This is a genomic window from Arthrobacter sp. AQ5-05 (assembly GCF_003287975.1).
GTDB lineage: Bacteria > Actinomycetota > Actinomycetes > Actinomycetales > Micrococcaceae > Paeniglutamicibacter.
Map to the genome: position 1 here is coordinate 102198 of NZ_QMKQ01000012.1, position 20940 is coordinate 123137.

Genomic DNA, 20940 nt, shown 5'->3' on the forward strand with positions numbered 1-20940 from the left:
CAGGAAAATCCCGGCCCACCGTGAAGGTGGGCCGGGATTCTTGTCCTAGAAGACCAGGGACTGGTTACTCAGCAGTCTCGACGAGGTCATCCTCGGCTACAACCGGGGCAAGCGAGAGCTTGCCGCGATCGTCGACCTTGGTGATCTCGACCTGGAGCTTCTGGCCAACGGAGACGACGTCTTCGACATCGTCGACGCGCTTGCCACCGGCGAGCTTGCGCAGCTCGGAGATGTGCAGCAGGCCGTCCTTGCCCGGGGTCAGCGAAACGAACGCACCGAAGGTGGTCAGCTTCACGATGGTGCCCAGGTAGCGTTCGCCAACCTCGGGAACCATCGGGTTGGCGATGGCGTTCACTGCGGAGCGTGCGGCTTCTGCCGACTCCCCGTTGGTGGCGCCGATGAGGACGGTTCCGTCGTCCTCGATGGAGATATCCGCTCCGGTATCTTCCTGGATCTGGTTGATCATCTTGCCCTTCGGGCCGATGACCTCGCCGATCTTGTCAACCGGGATCTTCACCGAGATGATGCGCGGAGCGTAGGTGGAGAGCTCGTCCGGGGTGTCAATGGCCTGGTTCAGGACATTGAGGATGTGCAGACGGGCTTCGCGTGCCTGGGTCAGCGCAGCTGCCAGGACCGATGCCGGGATGCCGTCAAGCTTGGTGTCAAGCTGGATGGCGGTGATGAACTCGGCGGTACCTGCAACCTTGAAGTCCATGTCGCCCATGGCGTCTTCGGCGCCGAGGATGTCGGTCAGGGCCGCGTAGCGGGTCTGGCCGTCAACTTCGTCGGAGACCAGGCCCATGGCGATGCCGGCAACGGCAGCGCGCAGCGGAACACCGGCGTTGAGCAGCGACAGGGTCGCGGCGCAAACCGAGCCCATCGAGGTCGAGCCGTTGGAGCTCAATGCCTCGGAGACCTGGCGGATGGCGTACGGGAATTCCTCGCGCGACGGCAGCACCGGCTGGATGGCGCGTTCTGCCAGGGCACCGTGGCCGATTTCGCGGCGCTTGGGGGAACCCACGCGGCCGGTTTCACCGGTCGAGTACGGCGGGAAGTTGTAGTTGTGCATGAAGCGCTTGCGCGTCACCGGCGACAACGAGTCGATCTGCTGTTCCATCTTGAGCATGTTCAAGGTGGTGACGCCCATGATCTGGGTTTCGCCACGCTCGAAGATCGCCGAACCGTGGACGCGGGGAAGAACCTCGACCTCGGCGGTGAGCTTGCGGATGTCGGACAGGCCGCGGCCGTCCATGCGGATCTGGTCGGTCAGGATGCGCTGGCGCACAACCTGCTTGGTGACTGCACCGAAGGCCTTGGAGATCTCGCCTGCGCGCTTCTCGAACTCGGTGCCCTCTGCGGTGAGCTCGGCAACGATCTCGTCCTTGAAGGTCGAGGCTGCGGTGTCGCGCTCCTGCTTGCCGGAGATCTGGTAGATCTTGGCGAGCTTGGCGCCGGCCTTGGCTTCGACGGCTGCGAAGGCATCGTCTTCGAAGTCGCGGAAGATCGGGAACTCGACGGTCGGCTTGGCGGCGCGTGCTGCCAGGTCCGACTGTGCCTCGCACAGTGCCTTGATGAACGGCTTTGCAGCCTCAAGGCCCTGGGCGACAACCTCTTCGGTCGGGGCCGTGTGGCCCTGTTCCTTGATGAGGGTCCAAGCGTTGTCGGTTGCTTCGGCTTCAACCATCATGATGGCGACGTCGTCGCCGGCGATGCGGCCGGCAACGACCATGTTGAAGACGGAGTTTTCCAGCTGGCTGTGCTTCGGGAAGGCAACCCACTGGGCACCGTTTCCGTCGTCAACCAGGGCAACGCGGACGCCGCCGATCGGGCCGGAGAACGGCAGGCCCGAGAGCTGGGTCGACATCGAGGAGGCGTTGATGGCCACCACGTCGTAGAGCTCGTCCGGGTTGATCGCCAAAACGGTGACCACGATCTGGACCTCGTTGCGCAGGCCCTTGACGAAGGTCGGGCGCAGCGGGCGGTCCATCAGGCGGCAAGCCAGGATGGCTTCGGTCGACGGGCGACCTTCGCGGCGGAAGAAGCTGCCCGGGATGCGGCCGGCAGCGTACATGCGCTCCTCGACGTCCACGGTCAGCGGGAAGAAGTCGAAGCCTTCACGCGGGTGCTTGCCGGCAGTGGTTGCCGAGAGCAGTGCGGTCTCTTCGTCGATGTAGACCATGGCTGCACCTGCAGCCTGCTGGGCCAAACGGCCGGTTTCGAAGCGGATAACGCGCTTGCCGTACCGACCGTTGTCGATCACGGCCTCTGCGAACTGAATTTCGGGACCCTCCATGGGGCGTGTCCTTTCGATCAATATCCGCAGCACACGGCGAACCAGCCACACATTCGGTGCAATTTGGTCTTCGATCGAGACTCGCGCTCTTCTCATGGAAGAGCGAAAGCCACTACCGAGGACCGCAATTGTCTTCCGGTGGGTCGAGTGCGCGAGGTGCGCGGATATTTCGTCTTGTTTCTGTGCTGATCATGCGAAATTGCAAACCAGACATGTATCAGCCTACCGGGTTAACTGAATCGGCGCAGTGAGGACCGGCACTGGACGATTCCCCGGATCCGTCGCCCCGCGCCGGGTTCGCCCCGGCAGCGCATGCAATGACAGTTTGGGCTTCAAGGAAGTGGACCCGCGCGGAGCCCTACGACGCCGAGTACTGCGTGGTTACCGCTTGTTCGGCGCACGGGGTACGACTCCGCACGCAATCCGCATGCGGTGTTTGGCATCCACGGGGCTCCACTTCCTGGTTGCCAGGATTTCGCCGCGACGAGCCGCCTCCGCTGCATACGGCGTACGTTGTCCAAGCAACCGGAGGAAGCGGTGGGTCTTCGGAGCAGCCCGCGAAAGGTTATGGGAATCCACTCGCCGAACGTTTCGGCGTTCGCGTTTCTGTCTCCAACGAGGAGCAGGATGCCTCCGTAAGGGTGGTTTTCTCTTCCGGGCGAGAGTCACCGGGACTGGGCTGCTTAGGAGCTTTCGGACAGCTCCTGGTTCTCGCGTTCAAGCTCCCTGAGCCGGGCAGGCTCCGAGACGTTGGTTTTCGAATCCGACTCGGTACCGCCGTCGGCTTCCTTGTATTTCTTCAGATCAGTTGCGCAGCGTCTCGGACCCGCGCCGCATTCCGTCGCAACGGACTTGATGGGTCTGGACGATTCGTTGACTTCGCGGCACAGTTCATCCTTCAATTCGTGGCTGATCCTGCGTCGTGCTGATGACATTTAGGTGCGTCCTCATTCCGGTAAACCCCACCAGTTCATGGCGTCCCACTGTCCGAAATATGCGGAGGAGCCCCGGGCACGGAACACTCCTGGGACGAAGGGATGATGGTGCCCACGCGTCTTGCGGCTATCGAGCCGGTGGCAGCGGGGAATCGCCGGCGGATTCAGGCTTAAGTCCTTAACGGAGCGCCGGATCCGCTTCGTCCCCAGGGGCCGAGTTCTCTCCCGGATCCAGTTCCTGCTCCGTGTCGCCTTCCCGTCGATCCTCCAGCAGCACGAGCCGCTCGCCGTCCTGCCCCGTTTCGGTCTCGGGCTCATCCACCGCCCTTACATCATCCGGACTGGTCACCTCTTCGGCAAGGGCCTCGGCATCCACGGGGTCCAGTGGATCGAAAACATCACCCATGATCGTCCTCCTACGTGGCGCGATTCCAACGCTTGATGGGATACCAACATAGAACCTGCAGGGCCCATACTCAAGGGGGCTAGGGGCATCCGGCACGGCGGTGGGACAGCACCCACCGCAAGGATTCGTTGTCCGTCTCCAAATCCAAGACCAGTCCGATGCCCGCAACGTTCACTGCCTTGCAAGGCGTTCTGCAATCCGCCTCAACATCGCCGCATCCTCATCGCGGTGGAACCGGGTGCTGCCCTCGATGCGCCCCGGTTCCAACAACTCCTTGGCTTCATGCACCCAGGCATCTTGCCGGCTCATCCCCACCGCGTCAGCTGCCACCAAAATCGAAGAAACTTCCCGGGGCGTTACCCGGGCCGCCATGACACGTCCCTCCAAGAGTTCTCATCAAATTATTCTTGCCCCATCTACTTGTCTGTGTTATAAAAATCTACCTCCATCGATACAGACATCGAGGGGTAGGCAACAACCAGAGATGGCTCCAAATAACACTGAGAAGGAGTGCGATAGCCATGTTGATGCGTACAGACCCGTTCCGCGACCTCGACCGGCTTGCCGAGCAGGTTTTCGGGACCCCAACCCGGCCGGCGGCCATGGCCATGGATGCCTGGCGCGACGGTGATACGTTCGAGGTGGAATTCGATTTGCCCGGCGTAGACCCTGAGACGATCGATCTGGATGTCGAACGCAACGTCGTGACCATCAAAGCCGAACGCCCGGCCCTGGACAAGGACCTGGACATGCTGGCCTCCGAGCGACCCCGCGGCGTATTCAGCCGCCAGCTCGTCTTGGGCGAAAACCTCGACACCGAACACATCGAGGCCGGCTACGACGGCGGGGTGCTTCGCCTGCACATCCCGGTGGCCGAGAAGGCCAAGCCGCGCAAGATTGAAATCACGTCCACAAACTCCGATCGTCACGCGCTTAACACCTAGACGACCGGATAGCGGGAGTTGGCCTTTGACAGCTCCCGCAACGCCGGAAGTGTCCGGCGGCCGCCAACCTATTGGGAAATGGGCGTGAGCCGTTACGGCCCGCCACTGCGCCCGATGGCGCAAGCAAGGGCGGCCCCACGGAAACGTTTTCGGCGCCGTTGGTCCCGGGCCCTGGCGCCCGGGACCAACGGACTTCACCAAGGGCCACCCGGGGCGTTGCCCGGCTTGGCCGAAGCCTGAAGAGCCGGCAAAGGAAGTACGGTGTTCGGTTGTGAACGGTGTTCCTGATTTCTACTCGATGCTGGGCTTGGAACCCCATGCCTCCCCCGCGGACATTGCCCGCGCCTACCGGAGCATGTTGCGCCGCCACCACCCCGATACCCGCCAACCACCGGCATCGCTGGAGGAAGCGAGGCAACATGGCGAGCGACTGCAACAGGCCATGGAGGCCCATGCGGTGCTGGCCGATCCAACCCGGCGGGCCCGCTACGACCGAGAACGCCACTGGCACCCAGCTCCACCCCCGATCCCGGAGCCCTTCGGTGCCACGCTTCTTTCGGCTTCCGCACCCGGGCTGAGGCCGGGTGGCCGAGATTCCTTGAGGGTTTCCACGCTTCGGTGGGATCCCCCGACCCAGACAGGGAGGCGCATCTAAATGAGTGCATGGCGACGCTACGATTCGCCGCTGCTACCTGCGTTCCACGAACGCTTCGAGGAACGCTGGGGCAAGGGCAGCGCCCCGTTTCTGGACCCGGAAGTCTTGGATCAACCCATGCCGCGGGCCCAGTGGATCAACATCGATACCGGGGCCGCGCTGGCGGTGGTCCCCATCTGGGCACAGGACGACGCCCACCGAGTCTTCGCTTTGTTTTACTTGCCGCCAGCCGGGGACATCTGGCTGCTGCGCCCGGGCCTCAACGGATACGTCGAGTCCCACCGCCTGCAGGACATCACCTTGCGCAACGACGCGTTCACCAAGGCCGTCAAGCATGCCGAATCCTTCCTCACGGGCACCACCGATCTTTAAGCTCCCCACAGCCAATGCCCCGGTAGCGCACGAAGGAAACCAGATAGGGGCGCGGCGAAACTAGCCCCTGACGCGCGGCCACGGACGTGCACCGGCGGTATATTGACACCGATGACACGGGTTCAATATAGAAAGCAACAAAGGCGCTCCTTCGATTAGAATCGGCGCTGCCTTGGGCTTGTACTTAGTTTGATGAGACACCGCTTCTTCCATTCCGTGGGGCCCTTATGGAAATGCCAGATCCAGACTCAGCCACGTCCCTCATGGGAGGAACAAAAACCACTATCGGTAGAAATCGTGCGCGGTCATTCCGCAAGGATTCCTGCAAATTGGTTTGCCCTTACTTGGTGTAGGGCGTGATTGCTCCCAAGGAACTTTCGCGCGCATGGAACGCCGGGTCCCTTCGCCGGAAATATAGCCCAGCCAATAGGTATTGTCAGTCTGGTTCGGGGCGGGGTCTGTAATTGCCAACCACGGTCGTGCCTCTCATCACTACTCGAATGCTCGGAACGACGCTGCTGCCTAATTGCCCGTAATCCGATCTCCCCACGTACTGTTTGGTGACGGCCCCGGGCACAGTTCCCACATCGCTATCGGGCACCAATTCCTGTGCGGATTTCCGTGCGGGGCCAGTTGCCTCAGGAATCGTCCCTTAGGCCATGAATCGACCGTCGCCCAGGCTCCGGACGCTGGTGAGGACATCACATGCGCCGGCCACCATCCACCAAGTCAGCAAACGGCGATGCGCGTTGCGGCCACGGACAACAGCTGTTAGTGAGCGGTCAAGCCGGTAAACCGTCCTCTTGAAAACCTAAAGTAAGACATCCAAACGCAACCATTTCGTTCAGGACCCCTCATCCCGCTTCCACGAGGCGGATAGTGTCAGAACTGCGGGCCGGTTCAGCATGGCCGTGTGCCGGGTTACCCCCGAGGGATCCCTCCCGAGGTGAAGTGGATTTGGACCAGCCCCACGCCGTCCGTTCTCGGACGACCACGGAAATCCATGAGGAATTGATCGTCTAGAGCAAGGATTTGAGGAAGGCGGCGTCTTGCGGGTCTAGCATGCCGGCGAAGCGGGTGAGGCAGCGCCGGCGGTCGTTGGTCTCTCCCAGTGTTCGCACCATGTGCGCGGCGGAGAACTGGCATCCGGTGAGCGTGGCGCGGTAGGACCATACGCCGCCGATGAGTTCGCGCTCCGCCAGCGCTTTGTCCACCAGGTGGCCCAGGACGGTGGCGACGGTCGTATATGCCGGCTGCTGGCCACCAATGGCCACGAGCGCCTGCACCATGCCGCGCGTGGTGTGTGCCTGGCGGGTCTTCCAAAGCACGTCCATAACACGCCGTTCCAGTGCCCCTACGGGGGGCGCCTCCCGGGGGGCGAAGGGCAGTTCGCCGCTGTCTTCGATGGAGGTGGTCATGAACTCTTCCTTTCCCACGCAGTGGCCCGGCGACCGGGTACCGCGCATTGCTGCTGCCCGGACAGGCGGAACACCAGTGCAAGAACCGTCAGCACCATGGCCAGTGCCGCCAGCCAGGGCTGCAGCGGCGCAAAATAGGTTATGGCTCCGGAATATCCCAGCGTCAACAGGGCGATCTTGTTGCAGACCGGGCAGCCGATCGCGAACCAGGCCAGCAGGCCGCCGGTCATCCCCCAGCGGGAGGTGTGGTCGGTTGGTTCCGGGATCCCCGGGGTCCCCGGGGTTGCCGGGAGCACTGGCCGGATGTAGCTGGCAGCCAGCATGCCGGTCAGGACGGAAGTCGCCAACCAGACGGGGTAGTTCCACGGCACCGACGGGATGTCCCGGCTGAAGACGTCGTTGGGGATTAGCACCGTGGCGAAACCCAGCAGCAGCGCCATGGCCAGTGCCGAAGCCGCTGCCACGGTCCATTGCCGGGGCCCCCACCAGCGCAACGCAGCGCCGGCCAGCGGCAGTCGACGGCGGAAATCTGCCAGTATCCGTTGCGTGCGGCTCATTGTTCCCTCGTGTGCTTGATGTGTGATTCGTCCCGAGCGTGTCCCCGTGTTTGCCCTTCGGACCGCTTGTCTACTATAAAGGATAGTAGTCATACTATGCAGCATAGTAGTGAATCGAGCCGAAGGCAGCGAAACCGTGCAGCAGATCCCCGAGAACAACAACGCAGGAACCGAGAACCGCAAGCCCGCACCGGAGCGCGGGGGCAAGCCTGGAACACGCCGCAAGTTTCCGTGGCTGTGGGTCGCCCCCATTCCCGTGGCCCTGGCCATCGGCCTGCTCATTGGCGCTCAATTGCCGGTCGGCGACCGGGATCCGGGCCCGGCCGCGCCGGCCGCCGCCACCCAGAACCCCGGCTCACAGGCCCCCGGGCAGAACGCCAACGCACCGGCACCCGCATTTCCCGATGTGGCGCGATTGGAAGTGCAGGATCCCACTGCGCTGGGGGATGTCAATGCTCCGGTGGTCATGGTCGCCTTTACCGACTTCCAGTGTCCGTACTGCGCGAAGTGGACGGAGAGCACCTTGCCCGAATTGATTGGTACGTACATCGACCAGGGGAAGTTGCGCATTGAATGGCGTGACCTTGACTTGTTCGGCGACGCCTCCCTGACCGCCGCTCACGCCGCACAGGCCGCGGCCATGCAGGGAAGCTACGTGGCATTCCATGCCCGCATGGCCGAAGGCGGCACCATCGCCCCCAAATCCGCCTACAGCGCGACGAGCCTCAAGGCCACCGCCGAGGACCTGGGCCTGGACGGAGAGCAGTTCCTGGTCGACATGGACAGCAAGCAGGCCAAGGATGCGGTGAAGCGCAACCTGGACGAGGCCCAGGAGCTGGCCGTCATGAGCACCCCGGTGTTCCTAATCAACCAAATGCCCTTCGTCGGCGCCCAGCCCCTGGAGAACTTCGTGGCCGCCATTGACGCCGAATTGCAGCAGGCAGAAGCAGGCCGACAGTAGTGGAAGCGGGCCTGGTCTTCGCCTTTGCCGGCGGCGTGCTCGGACTCTTCAGCCCGTGCAATGCCATGCTGCTGCCCGCGTTCTTCGCCCATGCCGCGACCTCCGGGCGCCGGCTGCGGGTACTGGGGCTCGCGTTCCTGGTCGGCATGCTGGCCACGCTCGTCCCGTTGGGTCTGGGTATCGGATGGCTCGGCGGCGTCCTGTCCATCGACCGCCGGCTCCTGCTGGTCGCTGCCGCCTGGGTCATCATCGCCCTGGGACTCATCCAGATCTTGGGCGGTGGATTTGACCTGACCCGCCTGCTGCCCGCGCGCACCCGGATCCGCCGCGCCGGGGCAGCCTCCCCATGGGGAGCGGTGTTGCTCGGGACGGTGGCCGGCGTCGCCGGGTTCTGCACCGGACCGGTGCTCGGTGCGATCCTGACCCTCATCCTGGCCAACGGTAGCGCCTTGGGCGGGGGCATGCTGCTGGCCAGCTACGCACTGGGTATGGTGTTGCCGGTGCTCGGGGTGGCCGCTGCCATGCGCCGCGCAGGCACTTTTCGAGCCGGATGGCTGCGCGGACGCACCTTGCGTATGGGCCGGTTCCGTTTCCACACCAACGCGCTGGTCGCAGGAACCGTGACAATCACCGTCGGGATCCTCATGCTCACCACCGGGGGGCTGCTAACCATGCCCGACCTGCTCTCCGCTTCCCTGATGGACCGGATCTCCGACGCGGCGTCCCGGATCGATGCCGTGCTCCCGGGCTGGGCCTGGCCTTCCCTGCTGGGAGCGCTGCTGCTGGCCTGGTGGATCGCCCTCGTGCGCCGAACCCTGCGCACCAAGGACACGACCGTGCCCTCCGATTCATTCGAGGCGGCGATCCCCGCGGATGGTACCGGGGTTCCCGCGAAAGCCCGACCATGACTCAGCGGTTGCTGCTGCACCTGGCCGGGCCGGGCACCGAACCATTCCCGGATGTGGCCACGGCCCTCCAGATTGCCCGCAATGCGCACGAAGGGATGCCCGACACCTTCGTGGAAAGCGTTGTGCAGGGCCCGGCGGTGTCCCGGTTGGCCGCGGACGGGAAGCACGCGCCCGGCATTGCTGCTCTGCACGGCATCCCCGGCATTTGCATTACCGCATGCGCGAACAGTCTGCATGCAATCGGTGGCCCCGGAGTCGCTGGTCAAAGGCGTCCTGGTCGTCCCTGCGGCCATCGTGCAGCTAGCCCAACGCCAGCACGACGGCTACGCATATGTCCGCCTCCGACCGCCACGGCGGCCGGTCCAAAGGCGGCACCCTACAGCGTGCCGCATAAGCCGATGGCGAATTCAGGCGGTCGTCGCACCACCCCATTTGTGGTGAGGTGTTGTGCATGCATTCGAAGACGGAACGGATTGCCAAGGAAGCCCAGTTCCGGGTGCTGATGTCCCAAGGCTCGACGTCGGGTTTCGTCCTGGGATCAACAGGGATCATAGGAGAAGCCTCCGCACGGCATTGGGGAGGCGACGCGGCGGTGGGATTTGGACCAGACTAGTTGGTGAAGCGGTCGAACTCGTCCAAGGCGGAGGCCAAGGCACCGGCACCCGAACAACCGAAGAACATCATCCGGCAAAGTTCGGACACGGCATGCGGCTTTCCCGCAGCCACGGTGGCTGCGTCCAGGTACGCTTCGGCACGCGCACGGTGTCGGCGGCCGGCCGGACTCAACGACCCTTCGAATCGTGCAGTGTCCCGTGAACGGACGGCCTTTTCCAAGATCGCGTACACGATGGAGGTGGTGGGCTCCTGCGCGGGGTCCGGCGCCTGGAAGTTTATGACATGCACGGGGCGGCTCCTGGGTGCAGTGGAGGGATATTCGTTTTTCGGAAGAGCCCCAGCGCCCGCCGTCACCCGATCCTAAAGCCGCTTTCGTGCCATGTCGATGGCTTTGCCAACTGTTAACCGGGCAAGCGGCCCTGCACTTCCCGAACCGCTTCGGACTGCCTGCCGCCTGAGCTGATCGCCGCCTTGGTCCACACGCGCAAGCCGCGGACCACCATTGGAAATGCGCCTCTGGTGGCAAGGGAGTCCGGTGTCTACGATGGGAATCACCTTTGCACCAGTGGTTGAAGGTGCACGTGGCATCAACCGTCCTTGGGGGACGACAGACACAGTGAATGGGGAACGCAATGGTTGACCTGGCAAGTTTCGAGGACGCCCACTACCTCACCGTGGCCGAGGTGGCCCTGGCGATGCGCGTGTCAAAGATGACCGTGTACCGTCTGGTGCACGCGCAGAAACTCGCGGCCGTGAGTTTCGGTCGGTCCTTCCGGATCCCCGCGCAGGCCGTGAAGGAGTACGTGGTGGCCGAAGGCCGCGCTACGACACCGGCAGCACGCACCGCGGTGCCCTAGCCAGGGACCCAGCCGTTCGGATCTTTCGCTGGCCTACCATTGAGTGTGGCCGTGAAACCACCTCATAGGTGGCTGGCAGTATTCGTGGCGCATCTTTCCCGGGTCGGACGTGCGGTGGACGTAGGCCCGGTAATGCCGACCCGGGTCTGTTCGGAACCGAAGAGTTTCACGGAACCAACCAAAAGGAGAAGCGCAATGCCGGTATGGGTGCAGGCCCTGCTTTGGGGAACGGTGGCGGGTGCTGCCCTCGTCCTGGGCGCAGCCGTGTCGTGGAAGTGGACGATGTCTTCCAAGGTCGTTTCCTCCATCATGTCCTTCGGGGCCGGCGTGTTGATCTCCGCCCTGGCCTTTGATCTGGTGGACGAGGCGGAGCAAGGCGGCGGCCTATGGCCGACGATGGCGGGATTCCTGGCCGGCGCATTGGCCTATGTCGGCGCCAACGCCCTGCTCGCCCGTCGCGGCGCCAAGCACCGCAAACGCTCCGGCGAAAAGCAACCCTCCGAAGACAGGCAGCCGGGCAGCGGGACCGCCATCGCCGTCGGCGCACTGCTCGATGGCATCCCGGAATCCGTGGTCCTGGGACTCGGACTGGTCTCGGGAGGAACGGTGAGCACGGCGGTGCTCGCGGCGGTATTCATTTCCAACGTCCCGGAAGGCCTGTCCAGCACGGCGGGGATGAAGAAGTCCGGCCGCGGTGCCGGCTACGTCTTCGGCGTCTGGGGAGGCATTGCCCTGATCTCCGGGATCGCTTCCCTCATCGGCTATCTCAGCATGCAGAACGCCCCGGCCGAACTGGTGGCCTTCATCACCGCGATCGCCGCCGGGGGTATCCTGGCCATGATCGCCGACACCATGATTCCCGAGGCCTTCGAGGAACACCACGTCCTCACGGGGCTTATCGCTGCCCTGGGATTCCTTACAGCCTTCGCCATCAGCAGGTTGGGAGGCTAGCCGCCCACAGCGAACAGCGCTCCGGGCCACCCTGTCGCCGCCATTTCCGTGCAGGGCCTCTGGCGCCCTCGGCGGAGACCGCCACTTTTTCCGTCGCTTTCTGGCCATCATGGAAAGGTTTTCCTCGCAAGCCCCGTGGATGCGGGTTGTCTTGAAAAAGTGAAGGCTTCCAAGACACAAGAGCCGGGCGAAATAACTGAAGACACCTTCTTATGCTTCAAGGACCGGCTTGTCTGAAGATGCAGTCTCGCCCCCATGAGGATGGCCCGTGAGCCGATCCCCCACCGCGACACCCGATCACCTAAATTCCGACAGTTGAATACGTGAATCACAGCGATAAATGGCAGCATTTTTGCAGCGTTATTTGGCGCATGGTGCGATCTGCAAGGCGTTCTTGTGAATGAAGGGCAGGCCGCGGGAAAATGAGATGGACCAAGGGCAACGGGGATGAGTACGGCCCGCCTGGGATCGGTTTCGGACCTGTCCTGCCACCGAATCCTCCAGCACAGGACTCGTCAGCGTCGAGGGTGATGTTTCCCTTGGGGAGGCAGCCCCTCGGACGCGGCGCTCCTCCGGCAGTTAGGCGCCGTCGTGGCGATCCCACTGGCACGTTCGATGAAGGTGGCGACTGGTATCTCGGTCATGAGTGTGCAATGAGAGTAGTTCTCCGACAGCGCCCAACCGCTGATCATCGAACCGGGAAGCGCGGCCTGTGCCCTCGCTGACGCCGTCACATAGCTCTCACCCGGCGATGATGAGAAGCACCACGAAAGCTACGATTCCGGCACCGGCAAGAATGAGCCCCAACGTGCCGCTGCGGCGTCCGGTCCCCTTGCGGGCGGCCATGTAGGCGAAAGCAGTACCGAAGAACCCGATGGGCAGCCAGGCAAGTCCCGTGGCCCGTACCCAGCCGGGGGGATTGAAACCTTCGCTGAGGCTCAGCACGTAGGTGAACGCGGTGGCGGCCAGGGCAAGTGCCCCGAGCACGACGGCAAGAATCCCGGCGCGTTCCGATCCAGTGTCCCCACGGGCGTGTGTGTTATCGGTCGACAAATTTGATTGTCTCCTTCATCGGTGGAAAAGGTCCCATTCGTTCCGTGCCTCTTCAGCCGGCGAGCTGGCCCAAGACGTACGAGGCAACGTTGAGCAGGACAAACCCGACCGCAACGCCGGCCCCGATTATGGCCGGCACCCATCCGTCCTTGCGCCCGAGCTTCATCGCCTTACGTCCCTGGTGCACCGAGAGGATTCCGGGGATCGAGAACACGAGGAGAGCCGGAATGACAGCTACCAGCATTTGCCAGAATTCCGCTGCAACGGTGTCGTTCGTGAGCACCGTGATGAGGCCTTCGCCGATGCCGAAGGCAGCACCAAACGACAGGGGGTAAATTGCCAGAGAACACCACGCCCGCCGGTAGGCGCGGTCCGCAGCCTCACTGGGCACTGCAGCGCCTCCCGGCGGGACACCAGGGTCCATGTGTCCGTTATTCCTGATCGCCATCGTGATTCTCCTTCCCTGTTTGGCCTAGTTTGCACCGCCCCGCGGGGGCGGAGTAGAGGCGTTAGCCCTTTTTGAAATGCAGAGACTTCTGAAACGGCCGCCTGGTCTTCGACGTGCAATCGAAGAGTCCGTCACCGCTCGCTGCCGTCATGGTCGGGTTCATCGCCAACCTCGTGGGAATGCATGCGGCCATTTGGATGGCAGCCGCCCTCAGCGTCGCGGCAGCCCTCGTCGTCGCGATGCGCGTGTATGAAACGCACCCGCCGCGTCCTCGGCCGGGCCATGCGGGCGATACCTCTGCGACACCACTTGACGCTAAAACATGAACCGTGCTTCACTGATTGGAACACGGAGGGGAGTATCCCCCAATTGTCCCGTCGTCACTACGGCCCGCAACGGCCCGGCGGACAGGCCTTGAAAGGCCGGGAAAGACCTCCGATCGAATCGATCGGAGGATTATTATGAACGTCCCGTTTTGGATCTGGGCTGCAGTACTGGCCTTCATCGTCGTGATGCTGGCTGTCGACCTGCTGGCCCACCGCCGCGCCCACGTTATCGGCGTGCGAGAAGCGGCTGTTTGGTCGGGTGTGTGGGTGTCCTTCGGGATTGTTTTCGGCGTATTGGTCTGGATGACTTGGGGTGCGGATTTCGGTCAGCAGTACTTCGCCGGCTACCTCATTGAAAAGTCCCTCTCAGTGGACAACGTCTTTGTCTGGGCCATCATCTTCAGCTACTTCGCGGTCCCGCGCGAGTTCCAGCATCGGGTTCTGTTTCTGGGCGTGCTGGGCGCACTGATCTTCCGCGGGGTCTTCATCGCCGCGGGCGCGGTCCTGATTCAGAACTTCGCCTGGATCTTGTACGTCTTCGCCGCATTCCTGCTCTACACCGGGTACCGGATGATTCGACAGCGCAACGAGCACCTGAACCCGGACCAGTCGTTGGTGCTGCGTCTGTTCCGCCGGTGGGTTCCCATGTCTAAGGCATACCACGGACAAAAAATGCTGGTCCGCCGCAAGGGCGTACTTCTCGCCACCCCGCTGTTGGCGGTACTGGTGCTGGTCGAAGTCACCGATGTGGTGTTCGCCGTCGATTCCATCCCCGCCATCTTTGCCGTCACCGACGAGGTGTTCCTGGTCTTCACCGCCAACGCCTTCGCGATCCTGGGCCTGCGTGCCATGTACTTCCTGCTCGCCGATCTGATGCACCGCTTCATCTATCTCAAGGTGGGGCTGGCCTTGGTCTTGATGTGGGTCGGAATCAAGATGCTCCTCAAGATCGACCTGTTCTACATCCCCACCAGCATCTCCCTGGCTGTGGTCGCCACCATCATCACGGTCTCCATCGTGGCCAGTCTGCGTGCCACCCGAGGCCAAGGCCGCGCCGTCCCCGTCCAGCCGACGGATCCCCCCTTCCATGTCGCCACCGAGGAAGAGGACGCTGAATTGGAACCGACATGGCGGCGCCGTCACAGCGGAGTCCACGCAAGCCAGCGTGTCGACGCCGAAACCGCCGACAAAGACGAAGATGATCCAGCATCCGCAGGCAAGGACGGAAGCACCCGATGAAAGGCGCTCCTGCCATCACACGGCGCCCCGTGATCGCCATTGTCACCGACGAGTCCGAGGCCATTATCGTGGCACGCTACGCGGTCTGGGCCGCTTCGGAACAGAAAAGGCCATTCTCCTTCCGGTATCGCTGCCGCACCCGGCGTTCACCACCGACCCGACGATCGCGGCTCGGATGTATCGACGAGGTTTGCATGAAGCGCAGATCCTGACGACCCGGGCGCGAGCGGTACCGGACCCAGCGGATTCGCCGTTCCCACGCGCGTTGCATGGCCCGGTGCATGGTCCTTGAGGCGTTCCCGTTCGGCCCAAGCCACAGCCCTGGCCCGTGAAGTGAAGCGGACAGGTGCAGCCGTCGTCGTTACTCCGGTTGAGCTGTCAGCGGCGCTGGTGTGCGATGTGAGAATCCCAAGCATCAAGGATGGAACGTAGCACGCCCATCCCGCGCCTGGGTGGGAAAATTCCTCATGAAACCCAAGAGAAAGACCGCACCAATGCCCCGCACGAGGTCCACGAATATGACCACAAAAACACCGGCCACCGAAACAACGCCCTATCCCATTTCTCCTCCCCCACGTCCAGCCTGGACGTTCCTGACCAATCACAGCCATGTCCTCTTGGCCGTGAACGCGAATCCCCGTGTACTGGTCAATGAGATCGCAGCAACCGTCGGCATCACTCCCCGGGCAACCCTGCATATCCTTGCGGACCTAGAGAAGGCGGGGTATCTGGAACGTCTTCGGGAAGGACGCCGCACCCGATATGTAATTCAACCCCGCCAGCACTTCCGCCACCCCGCGACAGCCCATCAGGGAGTCGATGCGTTCCTGACGCTCTTTGCCCCCACTGAGGAACACCGACGAAAGGAATCATCATGAAATCCCGAACCGCAGCCACCGTGGGCTCCACCTTGCTATTGGCCGGGGCCCTGTTCCCCAGCAGTTGCGATGACAGGCAAATCCCGCAAACACCAGGAGTGGAAGAACCCGATGATGCCGAAAACCAAGACGAGGGTAACGACCCGCAGGAGGGTCAAGACGAGGATCAGGACGAGAGTTAGACGGCCCTATCCATGTTAGTGAGGGAGCAGAAACTCGCCGCCGATGAAGAAGATGGCCGAGACGACCAGCAATATCAGAGTAGCGAGCAGTAGCCCACTCCGGTCCCGGCGCCGGAAAACAGCCATGCTTCCGGCAGTGACGGCCGCAATGGCAAGGATTACCAGGACCACTCCTACGTACGGTCCTGCAGCTGGGGGCAGGAAGAGCAGGAAGCTCCAGTAGAGGGGATATAAGACGACAGCGACTGCGAGCCAGAAGGCCCACCAACCCAATCGCGTCGAAGGAACGACCTTCCAGTTTGCGCCTACTTTCCGGGTCCTCATGGGATTGAAGCTACGCCACCGCGATTAAGGACAGAAGAGCACATAGACCCCACATTCAGTCCACCCGGCTGAGCCCTCAACTTGAGAGTTGTCGCCTGGCCTGCTGCGTGCGTCCCTGCAGTCCTGGGGCGTTGGGCTTGATCGGTGATCGCATAGAAATGTGCAATAAAAGGCATCGCTCCAACCAAGCCAACCTTGCTGTAAGCGAAACAGACCCAGGTGAGGAAAGCATGGATGACACCGGACTTCCCTCTCGGCCAGCTGGCTTGATCTCGCCTGTGCTGCGACAACCTCGAGCACCTTTATGGTCCAGCGCCCGATCATGTGGCTTTAGACCCTTCAATCCGGCCTGTGAACCATGGAGTGTTGAGGTGCCAGTTGTTGAGATTGCATGCCGGAGCCAGGGTTCCGGCCCGTTAGTGTGAGGAGGGGACCGTGTCGCTCTCGGCTCGTGAAGAAGAGATCCTGCAATCCTTGGAAAAGGATTTGTCGGACCAGTATCCAGTGCTTGAGCGAAGACTAAAGCACTTCGCGAACCTCCCCGGTAGCGGCTGGATGGTGGGCGTCGGATTCCTGTGCCTCCTTCCGGGACTGAGGCTGATGTTCCTGGGTTTGTTCAGCAGCTCCACGTGGGTAAGCATCTTGGCGTTCCTCGTCTTGAACGGTGGTGCGTATGTCGCGTTGGCGAAGGTGAATCCCGGTAGCCTGCGTCGTCTGAACCGCACGCGATCCCATCCGCCGTCCGCATGACTTTGAACCTTCTGCGGGACAACCACAGCAGCCGAGGGCAACGTCAGGCTCTGCTGTAGCGGCCGTGTCTCGTAGGTTCGGGACTCGGTTTCGGCGAACCCGGCCAGGTCGGAGCGGTGCGCGGTCGCGCGGGAGCGTCCGCATTCGACGGGCGTGGAACCTGCGATCCTGATCCAGTCCGCGCACAGGCCGGTTTCCTGCCCCAGATGCGCGATCACTGCTTGGAAAGTTCCGCCTGCTCGTCCTCGTTGAGCTGTGATTCGATCCGGTCCCGGGCCCAAACCGTCTTGCGGTTGCGCAGCGCCTAGATAGGGTCTCGCCCGGCATCGGTGAGATGCAGGTTGCGCCGGCGGCTGTCTTCCGCATCCGGGGTTGCGAACACATGGCCGCCCGCGCTGAGGGCACCGGCTGTCGCGCTCCTCGACTGTGGGCTTACTCCCTCGCGTCGTGCAATGTCGGCACTAGTGATGCCCGGCCGCTGATGGAGCCGGGCCAGCACGGTCTCCTCCGGGTGGCTAAGCTCATTCGTGGTATTGCCCTCGGCCGACAGCCGCCGAGTGAGGTCATGGACGACGGCACGGAGCCGCCCAGAGAGGTCGGAGGGATCCGGATGATTGCTCATGCAACAACCCTAAAATGATCAATAGTACTGATCGTATTATGATGTACCACCCAGGGTGTCATAATCGGAAAACGGAAAACGCGTACGCCAAGGCCACGCCGAGGCGCGTAATCGCTGGTCGGCGACTCGGCGACAGCCTGCCTCATGGCTGCGCGATTGCGATCGGCGTCAAACCCCGGAGAGTGCAGGGCGGCCTCCATTGGCGCAGTGGCGGGCGCAGGTAGGCTGAGGCATGGTGAATGCCCGCAGCGAACAGATTCCCCTCGAACAGTACTTCGCTGCCAGCGACCAGCGATCGCGTGAGATTTTTGACCTCGTGCGCGCGGCGATCGAATCAATTGGTATCTGCGAAATGCGGGTGGCAAAGAGCCAAGTCGAGTTTCGCCGTCGGGCCGGATTCGCGTGGACGTGGATGCCTGCCAAATACCTGCGAGGAAATGTTGCCCCGTTGGTCCTCACCATCATGTTGAACCGACGGGACGATTCGCCAAGGTGGAAGGAGATCGTTGAGCCACGGCCCGGTCGATTCACCCACCACCTTGAGATTCGTTCGAGAGAGGATCTTGACGGGGATGTTCTGAACTGGATCCGCGAGGCGTGGTGCCAGGCCGGCTGAACTCTCGTCTCGTTTCATGAACGATCGGTGATTCCGGGTGCACCGCGAGGGCTGGAGTTCAGCTAAACGGCCATTACCGGTGCAGGAAATATGAGGCTCGGCATCCTAGGCACATCCAATCTGGCATTGCTGCGGTTCACCGTGCCGGTCACCACCATTGCGACCGGGCTAGCGATCCTGTTCATCGGCCGCTACCGGAGGTCATGGTTCTGCTTGGACGTCGGGGTGCTCCGCTGGTCTTGGCGGGTGGGCTTCTACGGATACTCGGCTCTGGGCACCGACAGTTCACCCGGCAAGCACCGACTATCCCGTCGACTTTGAGGTCGACTACCACCCCAACGACTTTCGCACGGTCGGGTGTTGGTGAAGTCGTGACTGCTCTCCACCTGCTCGTCGTTGGTTTCTTCGCCCGCGGCGCCGTGGCAACGTGGAGCAGCGGCCGGGCCGAGGAGCCCGAACTCCCCAGCAACACCTGGGGCCGTCGCTACTGGGGCTGCTCGTGCTGATCGCCGCGGTCATCCCGCTCTTCACCGTCAGATACCGGCTGGGGCTGTTCAACCTTGTCATGGGCCGCGAACCGTGCGCCGATTGATGCGTTGATCTTCACGCCGGTTGACCTGGTCAATGCGATGCTGGGATTCGCTCAGGAGAACAAGGCGGAGAACGCCGTCGCTGCCCTGCCGTCCATGACGGCGGCCAACTCCGCGGTATGGCGCGACGGTGAACTCAAGATGGTTCCGTAGGCTGAGCTGATCCGGGGCGACATCCTGGTCCTGGGCGAGGAGGCTGCGGGCGGGGCCGATGCCCGGTTGAATACCGCCTCCTCGTTGCGTGTTTCCGAGGCGTCACTGACCGTTGAGAGCAAAGGATCGGTTCGTTCGCGAGGCTCGGGGAATTGCTCAGCTCACTGTTCATGGATACTTTCTCGGGAACGGAAACCTCAACGCGTCATTGCGGCGAAGCGTATGGGCTCATAGCCAGTCTTTGCGCCTAAAGATCATGAAGAGACCTACCGACAGCACCGCAATCAAAAGCGTTGATGCGATAAAGCCTGACTCGTGGGCGAAGCCGGGGTAGGGCAAATTCTGGCCGTAGAAACCGGTGATAGCGGTCGGCACGGCGATGATGGCGGCCCAACTTGTGACCTTCTTGGTGATGATATTGAGTCTGTTGCCTTGGATGGTCAGATTGGTTTCCACGATCGTGGAAACCAGATCCCGTAAGCTTTCGGTCCACTCGGTGGCTCTCAGCACATGGTCGTAGAGGTCTTGGTAGTACGGCGCCATTTCGCGGGGAACCAGCTGGACGTCACGTCGAATGATCGTGTTGATAACCTCGCGCATTGGCAGCACCACCCGACGTAGTCGAACAAGACTCTTTCGCAGTTCAAAGCTGCGGCGTTGCACGTCAGTGTCGTGGGATCGCTCGTCGAAAAGCAGGTCCTCGAGGGTCTCTATTTGTTCATCGAGCATTTGCACGGTGTCGAAGTGCCCGTCGACGATGAAGTCGAGCAGCCCGTAGAGGAGCGCACTGATGCCATGTGTGATGAGTTCGGCGTTCCGCTCTAGGTGGTCGATCAAATCCTGAATCGGGAAGGCATCATCCTTGCGCACAGTGATAAGGGCCTTTGGGGTGATAAAGGCGGCAATCTCAGCCATACCCAGCTCCCCCGAAGCTGTATCAAGGCGGACAGCATAGGCACTGAGAAAATCATGATGCTCGTAGCGGTTGAATTTGGGTCGCTGTTGCACCGTCGTAGCACCTTCGACTGCGAGCGAATGCAGGTTGAGTTCGTCGGCAACGGTCTGCAGGTCTTGCGGCGTGGGCCTGTACAGGTCGACCCAGATGACGGTGTCTTCGTGAATCAGATGTTCATCGAGCCCATCCAACGGGAAGCCTTCATCCAGTAGGACTCCTCGGCGATAGCATCTTGTGGTGTTCATACCGCCAGTATCACAGTCGCTGCGCAATCAAGGCCGGCGCACCGCCGAAACCGCTTGCATCAAGAAGCCCGTCTGAGAGTGAACCGTTCCAGCTGGTGCGAAGGTAACGAAATCTGTGGATCTGGTCTTTTCGGGGATGCCCTCCGTGTCTTGGGGCATTTGAGCGGGAGTCTTTCGAGCACTAGTCTGCGCGGAAACGGCTCACCGCCAAAGAGATCGGATCCCCCTAATCCGTACTGGGGCGAGAGAGAATGCGAGTATGCACCCGAGCTCCCCAAGGCCGACCGCGGAGTATGCGATCTAGAGGCTCGGCAGCAAAATCCATTCGCCGCCCCCATCGGGTACATGCAGCATCAGCTGCTCGGCGATCGCATGCGCATCCGGTATTTTACCGGGCAATCGAGTTAGATCCCGTTCAGAGTCCTTGCGTCTGTTCCAAGTTGTTCCTCTGTGAAGCAGGTTCAGCCAGCAGACAGTAGGCCTCAGTCTCGACCGCGCACGTGTCGTCGTATGGTTTGTATTTACTGCTCATGGGACCTAAGCCTTGATCCACCGATCCGTGGGCTGCTTAGGACTTTTCGGACAGCGGATTAGTGGTTTCTCTACGCTGCCGTGGCCGGCTGCTGGTAACTATAGTGGACTTCGTTCGGTCGCCGATAATTGAGCGCCGAATGTCGTCTGCGGCTG

Annotated in this window: 24 protein-coding genes and 1 pseudogene; 14 read left to right on the forward strand and 11 right to left on the reverse strand. The window is 62.3% G+C overall.

The annotated features are described in order from the left end of the window. Positions 1–64: 64 nt before the first annotated feature. The 4 genes and pseudogenes from DQ353_RS12130 to DQ353_RS12145 form a co-directional block, all read right to left on the reverse strand. Complete coding sequence (locus tag DQ353_RS12130) at positions 65–2293, reverse strand: polyribonucleotide nucleotidyltransferase (protein ID WP_113763006.1); 2229 nt, start codon at positions 2291–2293, stop codon at positions 65–67. Between the two features lie 698 nt (positions 2294–2991). Continuing rightward, positions 2992–3228: pseudogene (locus tag DQ353_RS12135) on the reverse strand (transposase); the annotation flags it as partial. Between the two features lie 178 nt (positions 3229–3406). Beyond that, on the reverse strand, positions 3407–3634 hold the full coding sequence (locus tag DQ353_RS12140; RefSeq protein ID WP_113763008.1) for a hypothetical protein: 228 nt from the start codon (positions 3632–3634) through the stop codon (positions 3407–3409). 171 nt (positions 3635–3805) lie between these two features. Beyond that, the gene (locus DQ353_RS12145) at positions 3806–4006 is read right to left on the reverse strand and encodes a MerR family transcriptional regulator (protein WP_113763009.1); all 201 of its coding nucleotides are present in this window, start codon (positions 4004–4006) and stop codon (positions 3806–3808) included. Between the two features lie 149 nt (positions 4007–4155). On the opposite strand from DQ353_RS12145, the gene DQ353_RS12150 reads away from it, so the two are divergent. From DQ353_RS12150 to DQ353_RS12160, 3 genes are all read left to right on the forward strand, one after another. Then, positions 4156–4578 (forward strand): Hsp20/alpha crystallin family protein, encoded by a 423-nt coding sequence (locus DQ353_RS12150; protein ID WP_113763010.1) that lies wholly within the window; start codon positions 4156–4158, stop codon positions 4576–4578. A 298-nt stretch (positions 4579–4876) separates the two neighbouring features. Beyond that, a complete protein-coding gene (locus DQ353_RS22605; RefSeq protein WP_113763037.1) occupies positions 4877–5233 on the forward strand; it encodes a J domain-containing protein in 357 nt (118 codons plus the stop codon). Continuing rightward, positions 5234–5605: a hypothetical protein gene (locus DQ353_RS12160; protein ID WP_113763011.1), complete on the forward strand. Its 372-nt coding sequence runs from the start codon at positions 5234–5236 to the stop codon at positions 5603–5605. Positions 5606–6624: 1019 nt separating this feature from the next. On the opposite strand, the gene DQ353_RS12165 is transcribed toward DQ353_RS12160, so the two are convergent. Together DQ353_RS12165 and DQ353_RS12170 are read right to left on the reverse strand one after the other, a co-directional pair. Beyond that, positions 6625–7023: a BlaI/MecI/CopY family transcriptional regulator gene (locus tag DQ353_RS12165; RefSeq protein ID WP_181578361.1), complete on the reverse strand. Its 399-nt coding sequence runs from the start codon at positions 7021–7023 to the stop codon at positions 6625–6627. Further along, positions 7020–7580, reverse strand: coding sequence for a hypothetical protein (locus DQ353_RS12170; protein ID WP_113763013.1), 561 nt, complete (start codon positions 7578–7580; stop codon positions 7020–7022). Before DQ353_RS12170 ends, DQ353_RS12165 begins: the two co-directional genes overlap by 4 nt. Positions 7581–7689: 109 nt before the next feature. On the opposite strand from DQ353_RS12170, the gene DQ353_RS12175 reads away from it, so the two are divergent. Then, entirely contained in the window at positions 7690–8541 is an 852-nt protein-coding gene (locus DQ353_RS12175) for a DsbA family protein (protein WP_113763014.1), read from the forward strand. Then, the gene (locus DQ353_RS12180; RefSeq protein WP_113763015.1) at positions 8541–9449 is read left to right on the forward strand and encodes a cytochrome c biogenesis CcdA family protein; all 909 of its coding nucleotides are present in this window, start codon (positions 8541–8543) and stop codon (positions 9447–9449) included. Before DQ353_RS12175 ends, DQ353_RS12180 begins: the two co-directional genes overlap by 1 nt. A 609-nt stretch (positions 9450–10058) precedes the next feature. Here the strand turns inward: DQ353_RS12180 and DQ353_RS12190 are convergent. Then, positions 10059–10352 carry a hypothetical protein gene (locus DQ353_RS12190; RefSeq protein WP_113763016.1) on the reverse strand — a complete coding sequence of 98 codons (294 nt, stop codon included), beginning with the start codon at positions 10350–10352 and terminating at the stop codon, positions 10059–10061. Positions 10353–10684: 332 nt separating this feature from the next. On the opposite strand from DQ353_RS12190, the gene DQ353_RS12195 reads away from it, so the two are divergent. Both DQ353_RS12195 and DQ353_RS12200 read left to right on the forward strand, forming a co-directional pair. After that, positions 10685–10921, forward strand: coding sequence for an excisionase family DNA-binding protein (locus DQ353_RS12195; RefSeq protein WP_286166788.1), 237 nt, complete (start codon positions 10685–10687; stop codon positions 10919–10921). Between the two features lie 195 nt (positions 10922–11116). After that, on the forward strand, positions 11117–11872 hold the full coding sequence (locus DQ353_RS12200; protein ID WP_113763018.1) for a ZIP family metal transporter: 756 nt from the start codon (positions 11117–11119) through the stop codon (positions 11870–11872). Positions 11873–12613: 741 nt separating this feature from the next. Here the strand turns inward: DQ353_RS12200 and DQ353_RS12205 are convergent. Together DQ353_RS12205 and DQ353_RS12210 are read right to left on the reverse strand one after the other, a co-directional pair. After that, on the reverse strand, positions 12614–12925 hold the full coding sequence (locus DQ353_RS12205) for a hypothetical protein (RefSeq protein ID WP_113763019.1): 312 nt from the start codon (positions 12923–12925) through the stop codon (positions 12614–12616). 52 nt (positions 12926–12977) lie between these two features. Further along, positions 12978–13373 (reverse strand): hypothetical protein, encoded by a 396-nt coding sequence (locus DQ353_RS12210; protein WP_113763020.1) that lies wholly within the window; start codon positions 13371–13373, stop codon positions 12978–12980. A gap of 461 nt (positions 13374–13834) precedes the next feature. Here DQ353_RS12210 and DQ353_RS12215 point away from each other — a divergent pair, with 461 nt between their 5' ends. From DQ353_RS12215 to DQ353_RS12235, 4 genes are all read left to right on the forward strand, one after another. Next, on the forward strand, positions 13835–14938 hold the full coding sequence (locus tag DQ353_RS12215) for a TerC family protein (RefSeq protein WP_113763021.1): 1104 nt from the start codon (positions 13835–13837) through the stop codon (positions 14936–14938). Positions 14939–15456: 518 nt separating this feature from the next. Then, positions 15457–15816: a helix-turn-helix transcriptional regulator gene (locus DQ353_RS12220; protein WP_113763038.1), complete on the forward strand. Its 360-nt coding sequence runs from the start codon at positions 15457–15459 to the stop codon at positions 15814–15816. Beyond that, positions 15813–15998 carry a hypothetical protein gene (locus DQ353_RS12225; protein WP_113763022.1) on the forward strand — a complete coding sequence of 62 codons (186 nt, stop codon included), beginning with the start codon at positions 15813–15815 and terminating at the stop codon, positions 15996–15998. Before DQ353_RS12220 ends, DQ353_RS12225 begins: the two co-directional genes overlap by 4 nt. 759 nt (positions 15999–16757) lie before the next feature. Continuing rightward, positions 16758–17072, forward strand: coding sequence for a DUF3040 domain-containing protein (locus DQ353_RS12235; RefSeq protein WP_113763024.1), 315 nt, complete (start codon positions 16758–16760; stop codon positions 17070–17072). Between the two features lie 304 nt (positions 17073–17376). On the opposite strand, the gene DQ353_RS12240 is transcribed toward DQ353_RS12235, so the two are convergent. After that, positions 17377–17694: a MarR family winged helix-turn-helix transcriptional regulator gene (locus DQ353_RS12240; RefSeq protein ID WP_113763025.1), complete on the reverse strand. Its 318-nt coding sequence runs from the start codon at positions 17692–17694 to the stop codon at positions 17377–17379. Positions 17695–17926: 232 nt separating this feature from the next. On the opposite strand from DQ353_RS12240, the gene DQ353_RS12245 reads away from it, so the two are divergent. The 3 genes from DQ353_RS12245 to DQ353_RS21685 all read left to right on the forward strand — a co-directional run bounded on the left by DQ353_RS12245 (position 17927) and on the right by DQ353_RS21685 (position 19053). Further along, positions 17927–18310, forward strand: a complete 384-nt coding sequence (locus tag DQ353_RS12245; RefSeq protein ID WP_113763026.1) for a DUF5655 domain-containing protein — start codon at positions 17927–17929, stop codon at positions 18308–18310. Positions 18311–18681: 371 nt separating this feature from the next. Then, positions 18682–18816, forward strand: coding sequence for a hypothetical protein (locus DQ353_RS22295; protein WP_286166789.1), 135 nt, complete (start codon positions 18682–18684; stop codon positions 18814–18816). Positions 18817–18906: 90 nt separating this feature from the next. Further along, positions 18907–19053: a hypothetical protein gene (locus DQ353_RS21685; protein ID WP_181578362.1), complete on the forward strand. Its 147-nt coding sequence runs from the start codon at positions 18907–18909 to the stop codon at positions 19051–19053. Positions 19054–19281: 228 nt separating this feature from the next. Here the strand turns inward: DQ353_RS21685 and DQ353_RS12255 are convergent, their stop codons facing one another. Further along, the gene (locus DQ353_RS12255) at positions 19282–20253 is read right to left on the reverse strand and encodes a magnesium transporter CorA family protein (RefSeq protein ID WP_113763028.1); all 972 of its coding nucleotides are present in this window, start codon (positions 20251–20253) and stop codon (positions 19282–19284) included. Positions 20254–20940: the final 687 nt, after the last annotated feature.